Raw genomic sequence first — 21242 nt, 5'->3', positions numbered from 1 at the left:
TGTCAATGGGTATTAATGACCCCCCCCCCTTGGGGGGGGGGGTTGGGGGGGGCCACGCAAGTGACGGATGGTGCGAACCCATGCCCCCCTCCCGACCTCCCCCCTGAAGGTGGGAGGAGTAAAGCGGAAGCCATGCGTTTGCGTGGGCGTTGCGTGTGAAATTCGGGACTCTCGGGCACGCGCTCGGGCGTTAGGGTGGGCGATCAACGCACAGGTTCATTCCGTTCATGACCGATCAGAAAAACGCTGCCCTCAAGCCCTGGCAGGCTTTCGCCCTCATCGCGGCGCTCTCGCTCATTTGGGGGTATAATTGGGTGATGATGAAGGTGGCAGTGCATGACGCGCCACCCTTTGCCTTCGCGGCTTTGCGATTCCTCGGTGGTGCCATCGTGCTGATGGCGACCTTCAAGCTGATGGGGCGGAATCTGCATTGGCGGGCGATGGCCAAGCGCTGGAAGACAGTGGTGCTGGTCGGCACCTTCCAGACCGCCTGCTGCTTCGGCCTCATCACCTGGGCGATCTCGACCGGCACGGCGGGGCGTGCCGCCATCCTCAATTACACCATGGTTTTCTGGGTGCTGGTCTTCTCGGCAGCCTTTCTCCACGAGAAGGTGCCGGCGGTGCAATGGGCGGCGGCGGGCCTCGCCCTCATCGGAATCTTGTGCATCGTCTTTGCCGGCGGGCAGACCGGCAATCTCTTCAATATCGGCCTCGCCCTGGCGGCCGGCCTCACCTGGGGCATCGGCGTCATCGTCACCAAGCGCGCGATGAAATTCGGCGCGATGGATACCATGGCGCTCACCGCCTGGCAGATGCTGGTGGGCGCTGTGATCCTTTGTACCGTGGCGCTCCTGGTGCCCGAACCGCCGATCAACTGGACGCCCGCTTTCATCGCCGCGATCCTCTACAATATCGGGCCGGCGACACCCTTGGCCTATGTCATCTGGTTCACCCTCATCAGCCGCCTGCCTGCCGGCCTCGCCTCGCTCAGCATCATGCTGACGCCGCTCCTCGGCATCGTTCTCTCCGGGTTGCAGCTCGGCGAAATTCCGGGGCTTGTCGAAGGGGTGGGGATGGGGCTTATCCTTGTCGCCATTGCCGGGCTGGGCCTCGTGGGCAATCGCGGGAGCGGCAACAGGCGCGCGTGAGGGGCACGCGGATTATGGTGCGGGGGAATGAATGGGCTGGTCGCGCGATCTGGCGGCGGGGATCTCACTGGTATTGATGGCGGGTGCCGCCATGGCGCAGGATCTGGCCATTCTGGAGCGGACGGCCCAGGAGCAATATATGGACGGCCTTTATGGCGCCGCCGATGAATCGATCCGCGCCGCCATCACCTCGGCCAATCCCGAAGATTTCAACCGCCTGATCCTGTTCCAGGGTCTCATCGCCAGCCGCATGGCAGGGGATGGCGGCAACGCCGCCGATGGCCGCGCACTTCTCGGCATGGCGGTGGGCGACAGCCAGGACGGGTCCTGGCCGCGTCCGGTGATCGATTACCTGCTGGGCCTCAAGGAATTGCAGCAGGTCGCCAATGCGATCCGCCATGCGGGGATTTCATCCGAGGCCAAGAAAGCGCGTTTGTGCGAGCTCTCCTTCTATGCCGCGGCCTTCGCGGTGAATGACGGCGAGAAACGCTTTGCCGTGGCCCTCCTCGACAAGGCCGACGAAACCTGCGCCGAAGACGCCACCTACCGCGCCCTCGCCGCCAGCGAACGGGAACGGCTGGAACTGGAGTGAGGGGGATACAGTTTAGGGTGGTGAGAATCCATCTTTACTTCTGAAAAAGTGTATGGAACATTTACGGAACACATGGCGGAAATCGGCAGACGGGAGGGCCGGAATGTTCGAAGCACTGAAGAACGCCACCAGAGAAGAGAAGATGCGCTTCATGGGCGCAATCCTGAAGACCGCGGAAGCGGATGAGGTCCTCAAGATGGGTGACAGCGCGGGCGGGATCGCGGTCTACCGGGAGGCGATCGCGCTCTGTCCGCCTTGCGAGATGCGCGGCGATTATCAGGTGATCCTGGGCGCGCATCTCTTCGACCAGGGCGAGGCGGCAGCGGCGGAAGAGGAATTCCGCGCCGCCTTGGCGGGTGACTGCGGCCATCCTCATGAAGCCTTGCGGCGCCTCGCTTTCGCCCGCGCCGCCCAAGGCGATTTCGATACCGCGGTCGGGGCCATGCATGAGGCCGCCAAAGCCGGCGAGGATCTGGCTTTCGCGAGCCAGGCCATCGTCACCTTCGGGGTGGCCCTGGGCCGGATCGCGGAGGCCGGGCAGGTCGCCGAAGACGGGCCGGAACTCATGGATTGCGAACCGGAATACCGCCGCCGTCTTGCCTTGTCGGCGGCGGAACTGGCGCGCCTCTCCGGCGACGGGGCGAAGATGGCGGCGGCCCTCGATGCGGCGGCGGGTTTTCGCGCCAGCGATGGTTCCGTGATGGGGATGGACGAGGCCTTGCGCCTCGGCGTGCTCGATCATGTCGGAGGGCGCGTGGGTCAGCGCCGGGAAGTGAGCGCCGCCTTTGAAGAAGCGCCGCAGAGCTGGGTGACGCTCGCCTGGGAGATCCTCAATGGGCGGGCGCAGGCCGTCGAGCTTGTCTCCCGCCTCGAAAGCGAGCCCTGGGGCATCCGCGCCGAGAATTTGGCACTCTATCACCGCCTCGCCGGTCTGCTCGCGGAGCATGAAGGCGATCTCACGTCAGCGCGCAAACATTACGAAACCGCGCGGATCGAGCCCTTCACGCAATGGTGCATCGATTATCACCTCGCGGGGATCGGGTTGGAACGGATGGAGTAGAGTGTCTGTACTGTGAGCTTTGCGGTTTCATCTTTAACTTGTGGCCAAATTGGGCAACGATCGCTTTTGGGAAAACTGACGGGGGTGCGGAAAAGTGTGGCGAAACCACAAGACCTTTTGGCACGTGATCGTGTTCGCATGTGCCTTGAGCAGTTTTTCAGCATTCATGCATGGCGCTCAAGGTCAAGAGCTTGACGGTGATGTCCCGCCAGAAGTTGTCCAGGCGCTAGAGGAGGCCAAGCAGGGAAAGCCTGCGCCGTTGCCATCGACATCGGGGGACCCATTGGCAATCCTCGAGCAACATGAGGAACGCGCTAAAACGCGTGGGTCGTTGACAAAACTGGCGCGCCAGCCTGTCACGTATCTCGACCTCGGCCTTTACCGGATGGAAATGTTGATCACCGGCATGTTTCCGGCGCTGCGAGAGCGTTTTCCCAATATCGAGCCACTCCATGTAGATGGTATAGCCTCGCTCGATCCGGAACTCATTCTGATCACGCTCTATGTGTCGGAAAGGAAACCTTCCGCAGATGGTGCTCAAAAAAAATGCACGACTGCGGATCGGAACCTAATTGCGGCTGTCAGAGATTTCTCGCCGATCCATCCAGAGTTTGATTTCGACTTCGCGGCCTTGTTCACGGACCGCGCCAGAGGAAGCAACCCGATCATGGGCGACAGCTATTGGGCTGTGCGTCGGTCTCTTGCCTTAGAGATATCCACCATATCCACGAGCGATGGACGCGAGTTGCGAAGCTGCCTGGAACCGCTGCTCAAGCAATAAAATGCGGATTGAACAGATTAACTGGCCAGACGCCGCGCCTACTTCCCCCAGGCAAACGGGCTGAACTTGGTGTCGCGGTCGTAGACGTCGATGCCTTCGGCGCGCTTCAACTTGTTGACGATGAGATAGGTGAAGGGGGTGGCGAGCGCCTCATAGGTGATCTTGAAGAGCCATTGGCTCAGCATCACCGAGAGGAGGAGATCGTTGGGCCAGACACCGTAGAAGGCGATGGTGAGGAAGATCGCGGTGTCGCAGCCCTGGCCCAATATCGTCGAACCAATCGTGCGCATCCAGAGATGTTTGCCCGCCATCCAGACTTTCATCTTGGCAAGCACGGTCGAATTCACGAACTCGCCCACCAGATAGGCGGCGAAGGAGGCCGCGAGGATGCGCGGCTGGTTGCCGAGGATGGCGTCATAGGAGGCCTGATCTCCCCAATCGGGATGGGCGGGGAGGGCCTGGCCGAGGCCGATCGCCGTGACGGCAAAGAGGTTGCAGGCAAAGCCGATCCAGATCACGCGGCGGGCGCGCTTGAAGCCATAGACCTCGGTCAGCACGTCGCCCAGGATATAGGAGATCGGGAAGATGAGATCGGCCGCCTGGAGCGGATAGCCGAAAATCAGGATCGCCTTGGCCGCGATCACGTTCGAGATCAGCAGATTGGTAACAAAAAGGGCCACCACCAGGACGAACAGCGTCGAGTGGCGGGTGGCGTCGTTTTGGGGGCCGGTCACGGGCATTGCGGGTCTCTCGGATCTCGGAATGGGTCAGGATTTGGCGGGGGTTATAAACCCGGGGGGCTGGGGGGACAAGGTGGTGTCCTGCATACCCCTCCCCAAGATCGTGCCGACCCATGCCCCCCTCCCGACCTCCCCCCTGAAGGGGGGAGGGGGCGTCGGCCAATCACGTTCCGAGCACGTTTTCCCTCCCCCCTTCAGGGGGAGGCCCCCTTGTTTTCCCTCCCCCTTCAGGGGGAGGGTGGGGTGGGGGCATGCAGGTGACGGGTCTTGCCCTGTTGTTTCCGCCATAGAATCCGATGGCGGGGGCGGGGCGGGCTGGCTAAAACCCAGCCATGACCGACAAAGCCCGCCCGTTAACCTTATCCGATTTCGATTTCGACCTCCCGCCGGAGCGGATCGCGCTCCACCCGGCGAGCCCGCGGGATTCGGCGCGGCTTCTTTATGTGCCGGCCTTCCCCAGTGAAATCGGCGACGGCTTCGGGGATTTCCGGGTCGCCGACCTCCCCAAGCTGCTGCGGGAAGGGGATGTGCTGGTCAGCAACGACACCAAGGTCATCCCTGCCCAGCTTGAAGGGAAACGGGGCGAAGCGCGGGTCGAGGTCACACTGATTGAGGATTCCCGCGATGGGTCGCGCGTGCGCTGGTGGGCGTTTGCCAAGCCGGGGAAGAAACTGAAGGTGGGCGATACGGTCACGTTCGGCGCGGGCTTTTCGGCCCTGGTCGTGGAGAAGAAGCCCGAAGGCGAGATCCTGTTCGATTTCGGCAGCGATCCCGCCGCCTTCGCGCAAGGCCTGGCGCAGCATGGATCGATGCCGCTGCCGCCCTATATCCGCAAATCACGTGCGGTCGGGAAGGGCGACGATGCCGATTACCAGACCATCTTCGCGCGGCATGCGGGGGCGGTGGCAGCGCCCACGGCGGGCCTCCATTTCACGCCGGATTTGCTGGCGGCTCTCGACAAGCTGGGAGTCGAGCAGCATCGGGTGACGCTCCATGTCGGCGCCGGCACCTTCCTTCCCGTCAAGGTCGAGAACATCGCCGAGCACAAGATGCATGCGGAATATGGCGAGGTGAGCGAGAGGACGGCCGAGGCCATCAATGCCGCGAAGCGCGCGGGACGGCGCATCGTCGCGGTGGGGACGACCTCCCTGCGCCTCCTGGAAAGTGCGGCGCAAGACGGCCGGCTTTTGCCCTTTCAAGGCTCGACCGATATCTTCATCACGCCCGGTTACCAATTTCAGATCGTCGATATGCTCATGACCAATTTCCATCTGCCGAAATCGACTCTCTTCATGCTGGTCTCGGCCTTTGCCGGGCGGGCGCGCATGCGCGCCGCCTACAACCACGCGATCGAGAACGGCTATCGCTTCTTCTCCTATGGCGATGCGAGCTTGCTGGAGCGCGCATCATGAGCGGACGTTTCGAGCTCATCACCACCGACGGCAAGGCGCGGCGCGGGCGCATCCACACGGCGCATGGGGTGGTGAACACGCCCGCCTTCATGCCGGTGGGGACGGCGGGAACGGTGAAGGCGATGCTGCCGGAATCAGTGAAGGCGACCGGTGCCGAGATCGTGCTGGGCAACACCTATCATCTGATGCTGCGCCCGGGTGCCGAGCGTGTGGCCTCCTTCGGCGGGCTGCATAAGTTCATGAACTGGCCGGGGCCGATCCTGACCGATAGTGGCGGCTTCCAGGCGATGAGCCTGTCCGATCTCCGGAAGATGAGCGAGAAAGGGGTCGAGTTCCGCTCGCATATCGACGGCTCGAAACACATGCTGACGCCGGAGCGTTCGGTGGAGATCCAGGATCTTTTGGATTCCGACATCACCATGGTGCTCGACGAATGCACCGCCTTTCCGGCGACACCGGAGCAGGCGGCGGATTCCATGCGCCGCTCGATGCGCTGGGCGGAACGCTGCCGCGTCGCCTTCCGTGACCGCGAGGGCTATCTCCTCTTCGGGATCGTGCAGGGCGGCATCTATCCGCATTTGCGCGAAGAATCGGCGAAGGCGCTGACCGCCATTGGTTTTGATGGCTATGCCATCGGGGGCCTTGCCATCGGCGAGGGGCAGCAGCAGATGTTCGGCGTCCTCGATTACACGCCGGATTACCTCCCCGCCGACAAACCCCGCTATCTGATGGGCGTCGGTCGGCCGGGCGATCTGGTGGGCGCGGTCGCGCGCGGCATCGACATGTTCGATTGCGTGATGCCGACACGCTCCGGCCGCACGGGGCTTGCCCATACGCGCTATGGCGATCTCAATATGCGGAACGCCCGGCATGCCACCGACGACCGGCCCGTGGATCCCAGATGCACCTGCCCCTGCTGCACATCCTATGTGCGCGGCTATATCCATCATCTGATGAAGACCAAGGAAATTCTCGGCGCCATGCTGCTCACCTGGCACAATCTGCATTATTATCAGGAACTGATGCAGGGCATGCGCGACGCGATCGAACGAGGGTCCCTCGCGGATTTCATCGCGGCATTCGAACGAGAGCAGGCGCTGGGGGATGTGGTGGGGTGAGGCGGTGATCGTGCGCCGGAGAAATGGATTCCCGCTTTCGCGGGAATGACAATAAAATTGGGCGTACATCTCACTTGTCATCCCCGCGAAAGCGGGGATCCATGGGGCGGCGTACCGGGTGGATGGAGAGAATGCACTACGCCTGGGTCTACATCATGACGAATGCACCGAATGGCACGTTGTATGTGGGCGTCACGACAGACCTGGTGAAGCGGGTCTGGGAGCATCGCACGGGCGCGTTGCCCGGATTTACGAAACAGCATGGCCTCAAGCGGCTGGCCTATTTCGAAAGCCACGATGACATTAACGCGGCGATCCAGCGCGAGAAGCATCTGAAGAAATGGCGACGAGACTGGAAGATTGAGCTTATCGAGCGGGACAATCCGCGTTGGGATGATCTCTATGAGGGATTGCTCAAGTGACGGGGCATGCCTGGATGCGCAATTGCGTCGGATGGATGGATTCCCGCTTTCGCGGGAATGACAGGTAAGATGTACCCGACTTTTATTGTCATCCCCGCGAAAGCGGGGATCCATGGAACGAGTTGCTGGATAGATGGACCCTTGCTTTCGCGGGGGTGACAATCAGGTTTGCAAAGGACGGCGGTGCGACGGCATGCCAGTTTCTGTTTCACGTATGAAACCCGGTACCCCTCACGACCCCGCCGCCATCAAGGCGGATATTCGCGCACGCGCGTTGCTGGAGGGGTTTGACGCGGTGGGGTTTGCGGCGGCGGAATTGCCGGATGCGGCGCGCGGGCGGTTGGCGAGCTATATCGGCGAAGGCCGGCATGGGGAGATGAGGTGGTTCGCCGAGAAGGTGGAAAGGCGCGGCGATCCCAAAGTGCTGTGGCCGGACGTGCGTTCCATCCTGGTGCTGGGCCTCAATTATGGCCCCGATGAAGATCCGCTACGCGTGCTGGCGCAGAAGGACAAGGGCGGCATCTCGGTTTATGCACGCAACCGCGATTATCATGACGTGGTGAAGAAGAAGCTGAAAAGCCTCGGGCGCTGGATCGCCGAGACTTACCAGATCGAGATCAAGGTCTTCGTCGACACGGCGCCGGTGATGGAGAAGCCGCTGGCGGCGCAAGGCGGGATCGGCTGGCAGGGCAAGCACACCAATCTGGTCTCGCGCCAATTCGGATCCTGGCTGTTCCTGGGCGAGATCTATCTGGCGCTGGATCTCCCCGCCGATGCGCCGGAAGTGGATCATTGCGGGTCCTGCCGCGCCTGCCTCGACATCTGTCCCACGGCGGCCTTCCCGGCGCCCTATCAGCTGGATGCGCGGCGCTGCATCTCCTACCTCACCATCGAACATGCCGGGCCGATTCCGGCTGAATTCCGGCCAGCGATGGGGAACCGCATCTATGGCTGCGACGATTGCCTCGCAATCTGCCCCTGGAACAAGTTCGCGGGCCTCGCCCATGAGGCGCAATTGACAGCGCGCGATGATCTGCGCGCCCCCGCCCTCGCCGACCTCGCGCAGCTCGACGATGCTGCCTTCCGCGCCTTCTTCTCCGGCTCGGCCGTCAAACGGATCGGGCGCGACCGCTTTGTCCGCAATGTCCTCATTGCCATGGGGAATAGCGGCGATCCCGCGCTGCTGCCCGGCGTCTTGGAACGATTGGCCGATCCGGCAGTTATCGTGCGCGGGGCGGCCATCTGGGCGCTCCGGCAATTGGCGCCGGCCGAATGGGCCAGGCGGGCGCCCGCTGCCATCCCTTCCGAGCATGACAGTTCGGCGCGTTTGGAATGGGTGGCCTGAGAAGCGCTCGCAGTTCTTTGTAAAGCTTCCAGTTTCAATGAGATGTCGCTGTTGCAGCGCATAAAAAGATGCCGAAACATCTGCGTCACGTCGGTCATCCGGGCGATCTCGGCAATTGACGCAGGAAACAATCCTTTCCTATTCTTAACCAAGATGACAGCGCTTGAATTTAGGCCAGAATTCGCATTGAGCCGGAATCTCGGGATGGGATGAGCCGGTTCGGAGGGGGAAGGCAATGTTCGCGAGTCTCATGCAGGCCACCATCAAGATCGGCCGGATCTCCATCATCGACCACACGGGCAAGCGCCGGGATATCGGCAGCGACGGGCCGCAGATCACGCTGCGGCTGAACGATGCCAAGGTGGATTGGGAGCTCGGCCTCAATCCCTGGCTGAAGGTGGGCGAGGCCTATATGGATGGCCGCTTCACCATCGAAGAAGGCACGATCTACGACCTCATCAATATCGGCATGGTGAATGCCAACGGCATCATGGGCGCCAAGATGCAGCGCGTGGTGAGTGTCATGAACAAGATGCTGCGCTGGTGGCATCAGCACAACCCGATCGGCGCCGCCCAGCAGCATGTGGCGCATCATTACGATCTGTCGCGCCAGCTGTTCGAATTGTTCCTCGACGAGAGCATGCAATATTCCTGTGCCTATTTCACGCGGCCGGAAGCGAGCCTTGCCGAGGCGCAGCAGGCGAAGATGCGCCATATCGCGTCGAAATTGCTGCTGGAGCCGGGGCAGCGCCTGCTCGATATCGGCTGCGGCTGGGGCGGGCTCGGCATTTATCTCGCCAAGACCGCCGGGGTGAAGGTGACCGGCGTCACCCTTTCCAGGGAGCAGCACGAAGTCGCCTGCCAGCGCGTGAAGGCGGCCGGCCTCGAGGGCGAGGTCGAGTTCAAGCTGCAGGATTACCGGCTGGAACCGGGCCGCTTTGACCGCATCGTCTCGGTCGGCATGTTCGAGCATGTGGGATTGAAGCATTTCCCCGAATTTTTTGCGAAGGTCGAGGAATTGCTGGTGCCGGGCGGTGTCGCCCTGCTGCACGCGATCGGCCGGCGCGACGGGCCGGGCTCGACCAATCCCTGGCTCAGGAAATACATCTTCCCTGGCGGCTATTCGCCGGCCTTGTCGGAAGTCCTGCCGGTGGTCGAGAAGACCGGCCTCTGGGTCACCGATATCGAGATTTTGCGCCTGCATTACGCCGAGACGCTGAAACACTGGCGCGCGAATTTCGAGCGCAACCGCGCGCGCATCGCCGCCCTCTATGACGAGCGCTTCTGCCGCATGTGGGAGTTCTATCTGATCGGCAGCGAATTGTCGTTCCGCTACGATTACAACATGGTCTTCCAGATGCAGATGAGCCGCGGCATCGGCGCGGTGCCGATCACGCGCGATTACATGTTCGATTGGGAGCGCCAGGAAGCGGCGGCGCCCAAGGCGAAGATCGCCTGGGATAGCGGCAAGGCGGCGGAGTAGGGGAGCGCCTCTTCTCCTCCCCCCTTCAGGGGGGAGGAGAAGAGGCGCATGCCGACATGCGTCGGCGGGAGGGGGGCATGGGTTCGCACCACCCGTCACTTGCATGCCCCCACCCTACCCTCCCCCTGAAGGGGGAGGGAAAATGAGCGGGGTCTCCCCCTCCAGGGGGAGGAAACGCAAACTACTCCCCCGGGCCGTGGGCGCCGGGGCGCAGGATGGTGTTTTCCGGCAGGGCGATGGTGACGGAGGTGCCGCGGCCCAATTGGCTGGTGATCTCGACCGTGCCGTCATGGGCCTTGATCAATTCACGGCTGATATAGAGGCCGAGGCCGGTGCCGCCGTATTTGCGTGAATAGGCGGTCTCGCCGGAACGGAAGGGTTTGCCGAGGTCGCGCAGAACCTCGGGGGCGATGCCGGGGCCGGTATCCCTGACCTCGATGCGGAGGCCCGGTGCCTGCCAATCGAGATTGATCTGGATCGAACCGGCGGGCGGCGTGAATTTCGCCGCATTGCCGACCAGGTTGAGGATGACCTGACGCATGGCGCGGGGATCCACCAGGATGTCCGGGCAGCCGCTGCCGTCGCGGATGGTGATCGGCGCGGAATCCGGAAAGGCGTGGCGCACCAGATCGATCTGTTCGGCGATGATGGCGTGGAGATCGCAACGCTGGCGGTTGATGCGGGTGGAGCCCGCCTCGATCCGCGCCACGTCGAGAATGTCGTTGATGAGTTCCAGGAGCTGGCGGCCCGAGCGGTGGATGTCGCGGGCATATTCCTGGGTCTTGGCAGGCGTGAGGTTCTGCGTCTCGATCAGTTCGGAAAAGCCGAGGATCGCGTTCAAGGGTGTGCGCAATTCATGGCTCATATTGGCAAGGAATTCCGATTTCGCGCGATTGGCGGATTCGGCCTTTTCCTTTTCCGCGACCAGCTCCTCGTCGAGCAGCTTGCGCTGGATCGCGATGGCCACGGAAGCCGCTAGCCGGCGCGCGATGTCGAGTTCGCGCTGGCTGGGGTGATAGGGGACCGTGTGATAGGTGGCAAAGGTCCCGAGCACACGCCCCAGCGGCCGTTGATGTGCGCTGCCTTCCCGTTCGCCCATCTGGGCCATCAAGGGGATCGACCAGCAGGCCCGAAGGCCATGCGGCAGCGCCGCCTGTTTGTAATCTTCCCATAGCGGATCGGTGGCGATGTCTTCGACGATCACCGTTTCGCCGGTATAGGCGGCGGTGCCGCAGGACCCGGCCTTGGGTCCGATTTCGGCGCCGTCGATGGCGCTGCAGTAGACTGGCGGCAAATTGGGGGCCGCGCCGTGCCGGAGATGCTTGCCGTCATCGCCAAGCAGCAGGATCGAGCAAAGGGCACCTTCCAGCACCTGTTCCAGGGCGCGGCAGGCGGTGTCGAGGATTTCGGCAAGCGGTTGGCCTTCGACGATGGCCCGCAGGATGAACTGCTCGGCATCGCGCAAGGCATCTTCCTGCCTGCGCTCCGCCATCAGCTCCAGGAGCTCGCTGCTGCTTGAGACCATGCCCGTTATGCCCGCCCCGTTCGCCCATATCCCGATCGGGTGTTGTCCCGAGGCGGTCCAGGCGGTCGTTGATGGGAACAACCATCACGGCGGGAAGTGCCAATGCGCTTCCCGGGATCATGTGGTCATTCTCTGGTTGCAGAACTCACTAATGCAACGCGGGAGAATCAACAAGCACGGAGAATGGTGAATAAAAGGTAAATCAAATGCGATTCAAATTAACGAGTTGACCGATCGGCCCATTAAATCGACCTCTCCGGAGGCTCAAGCACCCGCATGAGTAGCCGGAAGTGTCAGGTGAACCCGCAATCCGGCAATACCGCCGGTGGAATCTCTTCGATTGTAGAGTTCAATCTCGCCGCCCTGGGCGCGGATGGCCGCCCTGGCGATGGCGAGACCCAGGCCGGTCCCGCCGGAGGCCCGGTTGCGCGAGTGTTCGAGGCGGTAGAACGGGCGAAAGACGCGCTCCATTTCCGCCGGCGGGATGCCGGGGCCGTTATCGTCGATGACCAGATCGAAACGCTGGTCCTGGCGGGCGAGGCTCACCACCGCCTCGCCGCCATAGAGGATCGCGTTGTCGATGAGATTGGCGATGGCGCGCTTGATGGCGAGTTTCTGGCCGCGCATCTCCCAGAAGCCGGCACTGGGTCCGGGGCCGGCGAAAGAGAAACGCAAGGCGCCGGACGGCTGGGCGGTGTGATGTTCGCCGGCTTCCTTGACCAATTGCCGGAGATCGAAAACGGCGGCGGGTTCGGGATTCCCCTCGGCGCGGGCGAAGGTGAGGGTGGCGCCGATCATCGCCTCCATCTCGTCGAGATCCTTCAGCATCTTGGCGCGCATCTCGTCATCGGCCATGAATTCGGCGCGGAGCCGCAGGCGCGTGATCGGCGTTTTGAGATCGTGCGAGATGGCGGCGATCATCTGCAGCCGGTCCTCGATCAACCGCGCGATGCGGGATTGCATGGCATTGAAGGCGCTGGCCGCGCGGCGCACCTCGCCCACACCCTGTTCGGGCAGCAGCATGTCGGCATCGCGATCGCCGAGCTGATTGCCGAGCCGGGTGAGCGGTGCGCGGCCGAGGGATTCGGCGGCGCGGGTCAAGCGGTCGAGCGGGCGCGTCAGGCGCAGCACGGCATAGAGGCAGAGGCCCAGAACGGCGATGAGCGAGCCCGCGGTGAGGCCCAGCAATTGCGGGCTGGCCCAAGGGAGGCCCGCCACCATGGGAAATTCGAAATTGAGCCAGGCATTGTCGCGCAAATGAATGGCGACGCGGATCGGCACCAGATCGGCCGCGCTTTGCTCGGCGCTGGGATCGCGGGCACCGATGCGGATTTCCCGCCAATCGATGCGCTGCAGGCGTTCGGCCAGCGCCTCGCCGAGCGGGGCCAATTCGCGCGGTGTCTCGGGGAGGGCCACCAGCGGCTCGGATCCCACGCGCACATCGAGCGAGGGACCGCTCATCGCATCTGCGACACCTTTGCGGAGGATGGGGGCGGTGTGATCGAGAAAGGTGGCCAGGGCCGCGATGCGCTCGGCCGCGCGCTGATCCTCGAGCCGCAACAGGATTTCGTTGCGGTTGAGGTTGTGGAGCAGCATGGTGACGGCCTGGCTGGCCAGCACGGCGGTGACCAGGATGAGCAGCAGCCAGGCCAGGATGGAATCGGGGAGGAAACGGCGCAGCATCAATCCACCCGCTTCACGGATGCCGCGAAGAGATAGCCGCCGCCGCGTATCGTGGTGATGAGCTTGGGATCGGCGGGATCGGCTTCGATCTTGCGCCTGAGACGTCCCACCTGCACGTCGATCGCGCGGTCGAAAGGCTGCGCCGCGCGGCCCTTGGTGAGGTCCAGCAATTGATCGCGGGAGAGGACCCGTTGCGGGCGCTCGGCCAGAGCGACCAGGAGGTCGAATTCGCCGCTGGAAAGCTCGATCTCGCCCTGGGGGCCGCTGACGCGGCGGGGCCCGAGTTCGATCTTCCATTCGCCGGCATCGGGGCTTTCGAACAGAAGCGCGCCGCCATTGCTGGTGATCGGCACCGGCTCGTTGCCGGCCCGGCGCAGCACCGCGCGGATGCGCGCCAGGAGCTCCCGCGGATTGAAGGGCTTGGGGAGATAATCGTCGGCACCCATTTCGAGGCCCACGATGCGGTCGGTCTCGTCCCCCGCCGCGGTCAGCATGATGATGGGGAGATGCCGCTGCGCGCTCTGGCTCTCGGCCCGCAATTGCGCGCAAAGGGCGAGACCGGTCTCGCCGGGCAGCATCAAATCGAGGACGATGAGATCGATGCGGGCATCGCCGAGGATGCGGCGCATCTCGCGCCCGTCGCCGGCGACACTGGCGCGCAATCCATGCTTTTGCAGGAAGCGCGACAGAAGGTCGCGGATCTCGCGGTCGTCGTCGACGATCAGGATATGAGGCAGTTTCTCGGTCATCAGTACAGGCAGGATCCGTCACTTGCATGCCCCCACCCTACCCTCCCCCTGAAGGGGGAGGGGATTCTTGCAGGGAGGGAGCGTTTTCTGCTCCTCCCCCCTTCAGGGGGGAGGTTGGGAGGGGGGCATGGTGCGAGTCTCTCCGTCGCCCCGCAGCCGCTATTTGGTAACAGATTGTAACGGCTCAAGCCCCCGTCACAGAACGTTGCCAAATAGCATGCCGCCCGACATTCCGCTGTGGCAATCCCGGAACAATATCCCTGGCGACGGGGGCAATGACCCTCTTCCTGGATATGCAACGGAGCCATAGATGAGCAACACGCCAGAACTTGCGCCCAGGACCGGGCGGCGCGAAAGCCTTTACCGCCGTACGGCCCGGGCGGCGCTGATCCTGGGCGGTCTTGCCGTGATCCCGCCCGCCATCGCCTTTACCCAGCTCCATCCGGCGAAGGCTGAATTGCCGGTAACGAGCCTCGACAACCGCCCGGGCAGTTTCGCCGACCTTGCCCAGAAAGTGGCGCCGGCGGTGGTCAACATTTCCTCGACCCACAAGGTCGACGGGGCGGAAGGCATGGGGCCGGATGGCGAAATGCCGTTCAATTTCCCGCCGGGCTCGCCCTTTGAAGAATTCCTGAAGCCCTTCCTCGAGCAGCAGCGCCGCCATGGCATGGGCGAGGGGAGCGGGGGCATGGGCCAGAACCAAGAGGGCCAGCCGCGCCGCATGAAGCCGCGCCAGGCGATGTCGCTGGGCTCGGGCTTCATCATCGATCCCGCCGGCTATATCGTCACCAACAATCATGTGATCGAGGGGGCGAGCGAAATCACGGTCACCCTCAACGACGATACCGAATTGCCGGCGAAACTCATCGGCACCGATCCCAAGACCGATCTCGCGCTTCTCAAGGTCGAGAGCTCGCGGAAACTTCCGGCGGTGCCCTGGGGCGATTCGGACAAGGCCCGGGTCGGCGATTGGGTGATGGCGGTCGGCAATCCCTTCGGCCTCGGCGGCACGGTCACCGCCGGCATCGTCTCGGCCCGCGGCCGCGACATCCAGGAAGGTCCGTTCGACGATTTCATCCAGATCGACGCCGCCATCAACCGCGGCAATTCCGGCGGGCCGACCTTCGATTTGAACGGCAATGTCGTCGGCATCAACACCGCGATCTACAGCCCCAGCGGCGGATCGGTCGGTATCGGCTTTGCGATCCCCAGCAACCTCGCCAGGGACGTGGTCGCGCAGTTGAAGGAGAACGGCTCGGTCGAGCGTGGCTGGCTCGGCGTCGAGATCCAGCAGGTGACGCCGGATCTGGCCGCCGGATTGGGCCTCGACGAACCCAGGGGTGCGCTGGTTGCCAATGTCGATCCCGCCAGCCCCGCGGGCAAGGCCGGCATCGAGGCCGGCGACGTGATCCTCGGTTTCGACGGGACCGGCGTCAAGGAACTCCGCGACCTGCCGCGCCTGGTGGCGGCGGCCAAGCCCGGCGACACCGCCGAGGTGATGGTGCTGCGCGACGGCAAGGAACGCACATTGAATGCCGAGATCGGCCAGATGAAGACGGAAGAAACGGTGGCCAGCAACGATACCCCGGCGACACCGGATGCCATCGAGGAAAGCGACGTGCTGGGCGCTACCCTGGCCCCGCTCAACGACATGGCGCGCTCGAAATTCGGTCTCGCCAAGGATGTCGAAGGCGTGGTGGTCGCCGATCTTGCCGAGGATTCGCCGCTGCTCGATCAGGGCATCCAGCCCGGCGATGTCATCGTCAAGGTGGGCGATACCTTGGTGACCAACCCCGCGGAGATCGAAAATGCGGCCCTGAAGGTGAAGGACAGCGACAAGCCGGTCCTCCTCATGCTGATCAACCGCGACGGCCGCGACCGCTTCGTCGCGGTCAATCTGAAGAATGCGTAAGTTCTAATTTTCCCCTGGAGGTGGGGTCTTTCTTTTCCTCCGACCTGTCTCTCCAACTCAAGCGGGGCGTTCGTTCGGGAACGCCCCGCTTTTTTCATGCTATGGTGCGAGCGCCATGGCGAAGCTCGAGATCTATTACAATTCAGCCTGTCCGGTCTGCGATGCGGGGATCAATGCCGAGCGGGCGCGGTTGACCGCGCAAGGCATGGAAGCTGATTGGAAGGACATCGCCGCAGACAACAACCTCGTCTGCGAGATCGGCGCCGATCTCGACACGGTGCGGCATTCACTGCATGTGCGCGACGAGACCGGCGCCGTGTTCGTCGGCGCCGATGCGGTCGCGCGCCTCATGCTGGAAACGCGCGGCCAGCGCTGGCTGGGGCGCTTCATGATGTGGACGCCGCTGCGGCCTTTCATGCGCTGGCTCTACGACCGCTTCGCCGACCGGCTCTATGCCTGGAACCGGAAACATGGCAGGTGGTGAGTGTGTGGCGCGTGGGAGCCAAAATGCGTCATGGCCGGGCGAAGACCCGGCCATCCACTGTCGCAGCTGTTGGCTGTGGATCCCCGGGTCGAGCCCGGGGATGACGTCATCAATCTAAAGGAGCGCTTACGCCCCCACTTCCTTCAGATAGTCTTCGCGCATCTGGCGGGTCATGGGGCCGACTTTGAATTTGTAATCGCCGATCTGGCCGACGGGGGTCACCTCGGCGGCGGAGCCCACCAGGAAGACTTCGTCGGTCGAACCCAGTTCTTCCGGCTGGATCGCGCGCTCGACCACCTTGATCTGGCGGCGCTGGGCAAGCTCGATCACGGTCTGGCGGGTGAGGCCGTTCAAGAAGCAATCGGGCTTGGGCGTGTGCAATTCGCCGTTCTGGACCAGGAAGACGTTGGCGCCGGTCGCTTCGGCCAGGAGCCCGCGGTAATCCAGCATCATCGCGTCCTGGAAGCCGTCACGCTCGGCCTCGTGTTTCGAGATGGTGCAGATCTGGTAGAGGCCGGAGGCCTTGGCGGCGGTGGGGGCCGTGTCCGGGGCCGGGCGCTTGTATTTGGCCCATTTCAGGCGGATGCCGTTCGCCAGCAGCTCCGGCGAGAAATAGGAGGGCCATTCCCAGGCGGCGATGGCGAGGTGGATGGTGTTGTTCTGGGCGGAGACGCCCATCATCTCGCTGCCGCGCCAGGCGATCGCCCGGACATAGCAGTTCTTGAAGCCGGTGCGCTTCACCAATTCGGTCTTGGCGGCCTCGATCGCGTCCACCGAGAAGGGGATCTGATAGCCGACGATTTCCGCCGATTTATGCAGGCGCTCGGTGTGCTGGCGCGATTTGAACACCTTGCCGTTATAGGAGCGTTCGCCTTCGAACACGGCTGAGGCATAATGGAGGGCATGGGTGAGGACGTGCAGCTTCGCTTCCCGCCAGGGAATGAACTTGCCGTCCATCCAGATTTCACCGTCACGATCATCGAAAGGCACCAGGCTCATGAATTCCTCCACGCTTTGGTCGTTTGTCGGGTTATAAAGAAACCCGAATTGACCCTGGTTTAAAATATTCGCTCAGATAAGTCAACAAGCCTGACATAAAATGATGACGGACACAAAGTCGCAGCCTAACCCCTTGTTCCTCCGGGACGACGAGCTCCGGCAGGGAATCGAGATGCTGTTCTTCGGCTATCGCGATTTCACCGCCAAGGCCGACCAGACCCTGGCCGCCTTCAATTTCGGCCGCGCCCATCACCGGGTGATCTATTTCGTCGGCCGCAACCCGGGCATGACCGTTTCGGACCTGCTCGATATTCTGAAAATCACCAAGCAGAGCCTCAGCCGGGTGTTGTCGCAATTGGTGCGCGAGGGCTTCATCGTGCAGAAGCCCGGCACCACGGACCGGCGCCAGCGATTGCTTTCCCTCACCGAAAAGGGGGCCGAACTGGAGCGTAAGCTCACCGAGGATCAGCGGGCGCTGGTGGCCAGGGCCTACAAGGCGGCGGGGGCCGAGGCGGTCGAGGGCTTCAAGAAGGTGCTTCTGGGCCTGGTCAATGAAGAGGACCGCGCCCGCTTCCGCGGCGCCGGCACGCTGGGGAACGCACCGCTCCGGGGATCCGGTGGCCGCTGAGGGAAAGTATGAGCCAGCATCCGGCGCATATCCTGATCGTCGATGACGACAAGCGCCTCAGGGAATTGATCGGCCGGTTCCTCTCGGAACAGGGTTTCCGCGTGACGCTCGCCGTGGATGCCAAGGAGGCGCGCGCCAAGCTCGCCAGCATCAGTTTCGATCTCCTGGTGCTCGACATCATGATGCCGGGGGAGACGGGGCTGGAACTCACCCAATCCCTGCGCAGCGAGAGCGGTGTGCCCATCCTGCTGCTGACCGCGATGGGCGAGGTGCAGGACCGCATCAACGGATTCGAGAGCGGGGCCGACGATTACCTGGCCAAGCCCTTCGAACCCAAGGAATTGGTGCTGAGGATCAACGCCATCCTCAAACGCGCGCAAGGTCCGGCGCCGAAAGCGCCGGCGGGCGGCACCGTGCGCTTCGGCGCCTATGCCTTCGAGATCGAAAGGCGGCGGCTCTATAAATCGGGCGAGATCGTGCATCTCACGGAGGCGGAGGTCGATCTCCTGCTGCTGCTGGCGCGCCGCGCCGGCGAACCGGTGAGCCGCGACGAATTGCTGTCCCGTTCCGGTGAAGCCGCGAGCGAGGTGGAGAACGGCGAGAACGCCGCCAGCGAAAGCGGGGCCTCGCGCCTCATCGACGTGCAGATGACGCGCCTTCGGCGCAAGATCGAGGACGACCCGCGCTTCCCGCGCTATCTGCAGACGGTGCGTGGCATCGGCTATGTGCTGCGGCCCGATTGAGCCCGGACCCGACGATGCGCAATGTCTTCCAGGACTGGCTGATCGGATTGGAGCGCATGCTGCCCAGGAGCCTGCTCGGCCGCTCGATCCTCATCATCGTGACGCCGATCGTGCTCCTCCAGGTGGTCTCGGCTTGGGTGTTCTATGACAGCCACTGGGAAACGGTGACGCGGCGCCTGGCGCAATCGGTGGCGGGCGAGATCGGCGCCATCGTGCGGATGATGCCGCGCTATCCGACGCCCGAGGATCTGTCGCCGATCTTCGAGATCGCCGATGAGGACATGGATCTGGTGCTGGTCTTCAAACCGGGCGAAATCCTGCCCAACGATCCCACCATCATGCGCCAGAACCTTGTGGACCGGCAGTTGGCGCGCGCTCTGGAATCGCGGGTGGACCGCCCCTTCATCATCGACAGCCGCAGCCTCGAGAAATTCATCGAGATCCATGTGCAGCTGGCCGATGGCGTCCTTCATGTGGTGGTGCAGCGGCGGCGGCTGTTCAGTTCCACCACCTATGTCTTCCTGCTCTGGATGGTGGGGACGTCGCTGGCGCTCCTCACCGTCGCCACCTCCTTCATGCGCAACCAGGTGAAGCCGATCAAGAGCCTCGCCCAGGCCGCCGACGATTTCGGCAAGGGGCGCGAGGTCGCGGATTTCCGTACCACGGGAGCGACGGAAGTGGTTTTGGCGGGCCAAGCCTTCAACCTGATGCGCAACCGCATCCGCCGCCAGATCGTGCAGCGGACCGAGATGCTGGCCGGGGTCAGCCACGATTTGCGCACCCCGCTTACCCGCATGAAATTGCAACTCGCCATGATGGGGGACGGCGCCGATATCGCCGATCTCAAGAAAGACGTCGCCGATATGGAACGCATGATCGGCGCCTATCTGGCCTTTGCCCGCGGCGAGGGCGTGGAACAGGCGGCCCCCACCGACATCACCGAATTGGTCGCGGATGTGACGGGGGATGCGCGCCGGCACGGAGCCGATATCGAGGTTACCCTGCCGGAACGCGGCATCGTCGTACCGCTCCGGCGCGACGCCTTCCGCCGCGCGCTGGGGAATGTGATCGGTAATGCGCAGCGTTATGCCAAAAGCGTCGCGGTGACGCTGGCCTTGAAGCCCCGTCATGTCGAGGTGATGGTGGACGATGACGGGCCGGGCATTCCGCCGGGCGCGCGCGAGGATGTGTTCAAGCCCTTCTTCCGCCTGGAGCAATCCAGGAACCAGGAAACCGGCGGCACCGGATTGGGCCTCACCATCGCCCGCGACATCGTGCGCGGCCATGGCGGCGATCTCGAACTCCGCGAAGCGCCGGGTGGCGGCTTGCGGGCGGTGCTGAGATTGCCGCTGTGAGGTGAAGGCCACTTTCTCGTCTAGACCTCCACCTCGATCAGTTCGACCGGGCGTTTGACGATCAGGCGGAAGCGGCCGCGGCCGGCTTTCTCGAGGCCGATATGGGGGCTGCGTTCGGCGAGGCGGCGGCGCAGCAGAATGAGGCGGGCTTCGAGGTTTTCGGAATATTCCGGCAGACGTATCTGCGGCGAGAGGCGGAGTTCCTTGTTGCTGAACTCGGTACGGCCGCTCTTTGCATGTTCGGACAGCAGCAGCCAGAGAATGGCGCCGGCCACCCCCTTGATCACATAGGCGTCGTCGATGAAGACGCTGTCATCGGCGCGGTAATGGCGGATGGCGAGCGGTGCCCCGGAATCGATCGGCGGGATTGTGCCGAACGGCGCGGTGCCCTCATCCGCCTCGTTCGGCAATTGCTCGATGGCCGCGGCGAGGCGGTCGGCGAGAATGACCAGTGCGTCCTCTTCGTCATAGCCAAAGCGGCCTTCCTCGGCGCTCTCCGCATAGAGGATGCCGAGGAGCCGCGCCTCACGGAGAAGCGGGACCGCGATCTGGCTGCCGCTGGTGGCGAGGCCGGGAAGCGGAATCTCGGTTTCCAAGCGCGGTGCGAGCGGGTTTTCGCGGAGCGCGTCGCGGATGGCGCGGCCGTAAAGATAATCGCCCGTCGCATGGGTGAGGCGGATCGGCGTCTTCTCGCGCGCCGCCATGCCGATGACGCCCTGGCCCGGCAGGATCTCGGCGCCCACACCGGATTCCGGATAGCCCTGGCTGGCCAGCGTATAGAGCCGGTCGCCGGCAGGTTCGGCCATCAACAACATGACATGCGAGAGATGGAAATTCTGTTCCAGTTGCGCGAGCAGAACCGCGACCAGCCCGTCGAGATCGCGCGCGGCATCGAGCAGCGGCAAGGTCCGGCGCAAGGCCGCAAGCAAGGGTGCCCGCGGTGGCGGGAGAAGGGTGGTGTCGGGTTTCATGTGGCGTGATTCTGATGCGTGAATCTGATGCCCAAAGGATAGGTCCCGGGCCGGATTCCGTCGAGTGCGCGCCATCACGCTTGCGTTTTCGC

The 21242-nt window shown here is 63.5% G+C and carries 20 protein-coding genes; 14 read left to right on the top strand and 6 right to left on the bottom strand.

The window, feature by feature from the left end; translation table 11 throughout:
- Positions 1 to 227: 227 nt before the first annotated feature.
- The 4 genes from ACE3PR_RS19480 to ACE3PR_RS19465 all read left to right on the top strand — a co-directional run bounded on the left by ACE3PR_RS19480 (position 228) and on the right by ACE3PR_RS19465 (position 3581).
- A complete protein-coding gene (locus tag ACE3PR_RS19480) occupies positions 228 to 1148 on the top strand; it encodes a DMT family transporter (RefSeq protein ID WP_374375486.1) in 921 nt (306 codons plus the stop codon).
- 31 nt (positions 1149 to 1179) lie between these two features.
- The gene (locus ACE3PR_RS19475; RefSeq protein WP_374375484.1) at positions 1180 to 1740 is read left to right on the top strand and encodes a hypothetical protein; all 561 of its coding nucleotides are present in this window, start codon (positions 1180 to 1182) and stop codon (positions 1738 to 1740) included.
- 103 nt (positions 1741 to 1843) lie between these two features.
- Positions 1844 to 2800, top strand: a complete 957-nt coding sequence (locus ACE3PR_RS19470) for a hypothetical protein (protein ID WP_374375483.1) — start codon at positions 1844 to 1846, stop codon at positions 2798 to 2800.
- 124 nt (positions 2801 to 2924) lie between these two features.
- A complete protein-coding gene (locus tag ACE3PR_RS19465; protein WP_374375481.1) occupies positions 2925 to 3581 on the top strand; it encodes a hypothetical protein in 657 nt (218 codons plus the stop codon).
- Positions 3582 to 3619: 38 nt separating this feature from the next.
- On the opposite strand, the gene ACE3PR_RS19460 is transcribed toward ACE3PR_RS19465, so the two are convergent.
- Complete coding sequence (locus ACE3PR_RS19460) at positions 3620 to 4315, bottom strand: queuosine precursor transporter (protein ID WP_374375479.1); 696 nt, start codon at positions 4313 to 4315, stop codon at positions 3620 to 3622.
- 338 nt (positions 4316 to 4653) lie between these two features.
- On the opposite strand from ACE3PR_RS19460, the gene queA reads away from it, so the two are divergent.
- The 5 genes from queA (at position 4654) to ACE3PR_RS19435 (ending at position 10101) form a co-directional block, all read left to right on the top strand.
- Entirely contained in the window at positions 4654 to 5733 is a 1080-nt protein-coding gene (gene queA / locus ACE3PR_RS19455) for a tRNA preQ1(34) S-adenosylmethionine ribosyltransferase-isomerase QueA (protein WP_374375477.1), read from the top strand.
- Positions 5730 to 6851 (top strand): tRNA guanosine(34) transglycosylase Tgt, encoded by a 1122-nt coding sequence (gene tgt, locus ACE3PR_RS19450; protein ID WP_374375475.1) that lies wholly within the window; start codon positions 5730 to 5732, stop codon positions 6849 to 6851. Before queA ends, tgt begins: the two co-directional genes overlap by 4 nt.
- 131 nt (positions 6852 to 6982) lie before the next feature.
- Positions 6983 to 7273: a GIY-YIG nuclease family protein gene (locus ACE3PR_RS19445; protein WP_374375473.1), complete on the top strand. Its 291-nt coding sequence runs from the start codon at positions 6983 to 6985 to the stop codon at positions 7271 to 7273.
- Between the two features lie 214 nt (positions 7274 to 7487).
- Entirely contained in the window at positions 7488 to 8618 is a 1131-nt protein-coding gene (gene queG, locus ACE3PR_RS19440; protein WP_374375471.1) for a tRNA epoxyqueuosine(34) reductase QueG, read from the top strand.
- Positions 8619 to 8853: 235 nt separating this feature from the next.
- Entirely contained in the window at positions 8854 to 10101 is a 1248-nt protein-coding gene (locus ACE3PR_RS19435) for a class I SAM-dependent methyltransferase (protein ID WP_374375468.1), read from the top strand.
- A gap of 181 nt (positions 10102 to 10282) precedes the next feature.
- On the opposite strand, the gene ACE3PR_RS19430 is transcribed toward ACE3PR_RS19435, so the two are convergent.
- The 3 genes from ACE3PR_RS19430 to ACE3PR_RS19420 form a co-directional block, all read right to left on the bottom strand.
- Entirely contained in the window at positions 10283 to 11626 is a 1344-nt protein-coding gene (locus ACE3PR_RS19430) for an ATP-binding protein (protein ID WP_374375466.1), read from the bottom strand.
- 264 nt (positions 11627 to 11890) lie between these two features.
- A complete protein-coding gene (locus ACE3PR_RS19425) occupies positions 11891 to 13309 on the bottom strand; it encodes an ATP-binding protein (protein WP_374375464.1) in 1419 nt (472 codons plus the stop codon).
- Positions 13309 to 14058: a response regulator gene (locus ACE3PR_RS19420; protein ID WP_374375461.1), complete on the bottom strand. Its 750-nt coding sequence runs from the start codon at positions 14056 to 14058 to the stop codon at positions 13309 to 13311. The genes ACE3PR_RS19425 and ACE3PR_RS19420 overlap by 1 nt, the downstream gene beginning before the upstream one ends.
- 310 nt (positions 14059 to 14368) lie before the next feature.
- On the opposite strand from ACE3PR_RS19420, the gene ACE3PR_RS19415 reads away from it, so the two are divergent.
- Together ACE3PR_RS19415 and ACE3PR_RS19410 are read left to right on the top strand one after the other, a co-directional pair.
- Positions 14369 to 15970: a DegQ family serine endoprotease gene (locus ACE3PR_RS19415; RefSeq protein ID WP_374375459.1), complete on the top strand. Its 1602-nt coding sequence runs from the start codon at positions 14369 to 14371 to the stop codon at positions 15968 to 15970.
- Positions 15971 to 16085: 115 nt separating this feature from the next.
- Positions 16086 to 16454, top strand: coding sequence for a DUF393 domain-containing protein (locus tag ACE3PR_RS19410; RefSeq protein WP_374375457.1), 369 nt, complete (start codon positions 16086 to 16088; stop codon positions 16452 to 16454).
- 126 nt (positions 16455 to 16580) lie between these two features.
- Here ACE3PR_RS19410 and ACE3PR_RS19405 read toward each other — a convergent pair whose 3' ends face one another.
- Positions 16581 to 17453 (bottom strand): branched-chain amino acid aminotransferase, encoded by an 873-nt coding sequence (locus tag ACE3PR_RS19405; RefSeq protein WP_374375455.1) that lies wholly within the window; start codon positions 17451 to 17453, stop codon positions 16581 to 16583.
- 103 nt (positions 17454 to 17556) lie between these two features.
- On the opposite strand from ACE3PR_RS19405, the gene ACE3PR_RS19400 reads away from it, so the two are divergent.
- Genes ACE3PR_RS19400 through ACE3PR_RS19390 form a run of 3 tightly spaced genes read left to right on the top strand, consistent with a single transcriptional unit; the run spans position 17557 to position 20179 of the window.
- A complete protein-coding gene (locus ACE3PR_RS19400; protein ID WP_374375490.1) occupies positions 17557 to 18081 on the top strand; it encodes a MarR family winged helix-turn-helix transcriptional regulator in 525 nt (174 codons plus the stop codon).
- A gap of 8 nt (positions 18082 to 18089) precedes the next feature.
- Positions 18090 to 18824 (top strand): response regulator, encoded by a 735-nt coding sequence (locus ACE3PR_RS19395; protein ID WP_374375453.1) that lies wholly within the window; start codon positions 18090 to 18092, stop codon positions 18822 to 18824.
- Between the two features lie 14 nt (positions 18825 to 18838).
- Positions 18839 to 20179, top strand: coding sequence for an ATP-binding protein (locus ACE3PR_RS19390; protein ID WP_374375451.1), 1341 nt, complete (start codon positions 18839 to 18841; stop codon positions 20177 to 20179).
- Between the two features lie 20 nt (positions 20180 to 20199).
- On the opposite strand, the gene ACE3PR_RS19385 is transcribed toward ACE3PR_RS19390, so the two are convergent.
- Positions 20200 to 21150: a GAF domain-containing protein gene (locus tag ACE3PR_RS19385; RefSeq protein WP_374375449.1), complete on the bottom strand. Its 951-nt coding sequence runs from the start codon at positions 21148 to 21150 to the stop codon at positions 20200 to 20202.
- Between the last annotated feature and the right edge of the window lie 92 nt (positions 21151 to 21242).

The sequence above is a fragment of the Dongia sp. genome (genome assembly GCF_041909655.1).
Lineage (GTDB): Bacteria > Pseudomonadota > Alphaproteobacteria > Dongiales > Dongiaceae > Dongia.
The sequence above is the reverse complement of the archived record's forward strand: the minus strand, read 5'-3'. Positions and strand labels throughout refer to the sequence as shown.

What these genes read in the sequence shown, in the direction of transcription:
- ACE3PR_RS19480 (WP_374375486.1), top strand. Translation starts at nt 228, where the DNA reads ATGACCGATCAGAAAAACGCTGCCCTCAAGCCCTGGCAGGCTTTCGCC.
- ACE3PR_RS19475 (WP_374375484.1), top strand. Translation starts at nt 1,180, where the DNA reads ATGGGCTGGTCGCGCGATCTGGCGGCGGGGATCTCACTGGTATTGATG.
- ACE3PR_RS19470 (WP_374375483.1), top strand. Translation starts at nt 1,844, where the DNA reads ATGTTCGAAGCACTGAAGAACGCCACCAGAGAAGAGAAGATGCGCTTC.
- queA (WP_374375477.1), top strand. Translation starts at nt 4,654, where the DNA reads ATGACCGACAAAGCCCGCCCGTTAACCTTATCCGATTTCGATTTCGAC.
- tgt (WP_374375475.1), top strand. Translation starts at nt 5,730, where the DNA reads ATGAGCGGACGTTTCGAGCTCATCACCACCGACGGCAAGGCGCGGCGC.
- ACE3PR_RS19445 (WP_374375473.1), top strand. Translation starts at nt 6,983, where the DNA reads ATGCACTACGCCTGGGTCTACATCATGACGAATGCACCGAATGGCACG.
- queG (WP_374375471.1), top strand. Translation starts at nt 7,488, where the DNA reads ATGAAACCCGGTACCCCTCACGACCCCGCCGCCATCAAGGCGGATATT.
- ACE3PR_RS19435 (WP_374375468.1), top strand. Translation starts at nt 8,854, where the DNA reads ATGTTCGCGAGTCTCATGCAGGCCACCATCAAGATCGGCCGGATCTCC.
- ACE3PR_RS19430 (WP_374375466.1), bottom strand. Translation starts at nt 11,626, where the DNA reads ATGGTCTCAAGCAGCAGCGAGCTCCTGGAGCTGATGGCGGAGCGCAGG.
- ACE3PR_RS19425 (WP_374375464.1), bottom strand. Translation starts at nt 13,309, where the DNA reads ATGCTGCGCCGTTTCCTCCCCGATTCCATCCTGGCCTGGCTGCTGCTC.
- ACE3PR_RS19420 (WP_374375461.1), bottom strand. Translation starts at nt 14,058, where the DNA reads ATGACCGAGAAACTGCCTCATATCCTGATCGTCGACGACGACCGCGAG.
- ACE3PR_RS19415 (WP_374375459.1), top strand. Translation starts at nt 14,369, where the DNA reads ATGAGCAACACGCCAGAACTTGCGCCCAGGACCGGGCGGCGCGAAAGC.
- ACE3PR_RS19410 (WP_374375457.1), top strand. Translation starts at nt 16,086, where the DNA reads ATGGCGAAGCTCGAGATCTATTACAATTCAGCCTGTCCGGTCTGCGAT.
- ACE3PR_RS19405 (WP_374375455.1), bottom strand. Translation starts at nt 17,453, where the DNA reads ATGAGCCTGGTGCCTTTCGATGATCGTGACGGTGAAATCTGGATGGAC.
- ACE3PR_RS19400 (WP_374375490.1), top strand. Translation starts at nt 17,557, where the DNA reads ATGACGGACACAAAGTCGCAGCCTAACCCCTTGTTCCTCCGGGACGAC.
- ACE3PR_RS19395 (WP_374375453.1), top strand. Translation starts at nt 18,090, where the DNA reads ATGAGCCAGCATCCGGCGCATATCCTGATCGTCGATGACGACAAGCGC.
- ACE3PR_RS19390 (WP_374375451.1), top strand. Translation starts at nt 18,839, where the DNA reads ATGCGCAATGTCTTCCAGGACTGGCTGATCGGATTGGAGCGCATGCTG.
- ACE3PR_RS19385 (WP_374375449.1), bottom strand. Translation starts at nt 21,150, where the DNA reads ATGAAACCCGACACCACCCTTCTCCCGCCACCGCGGGCACCCTTGCTT.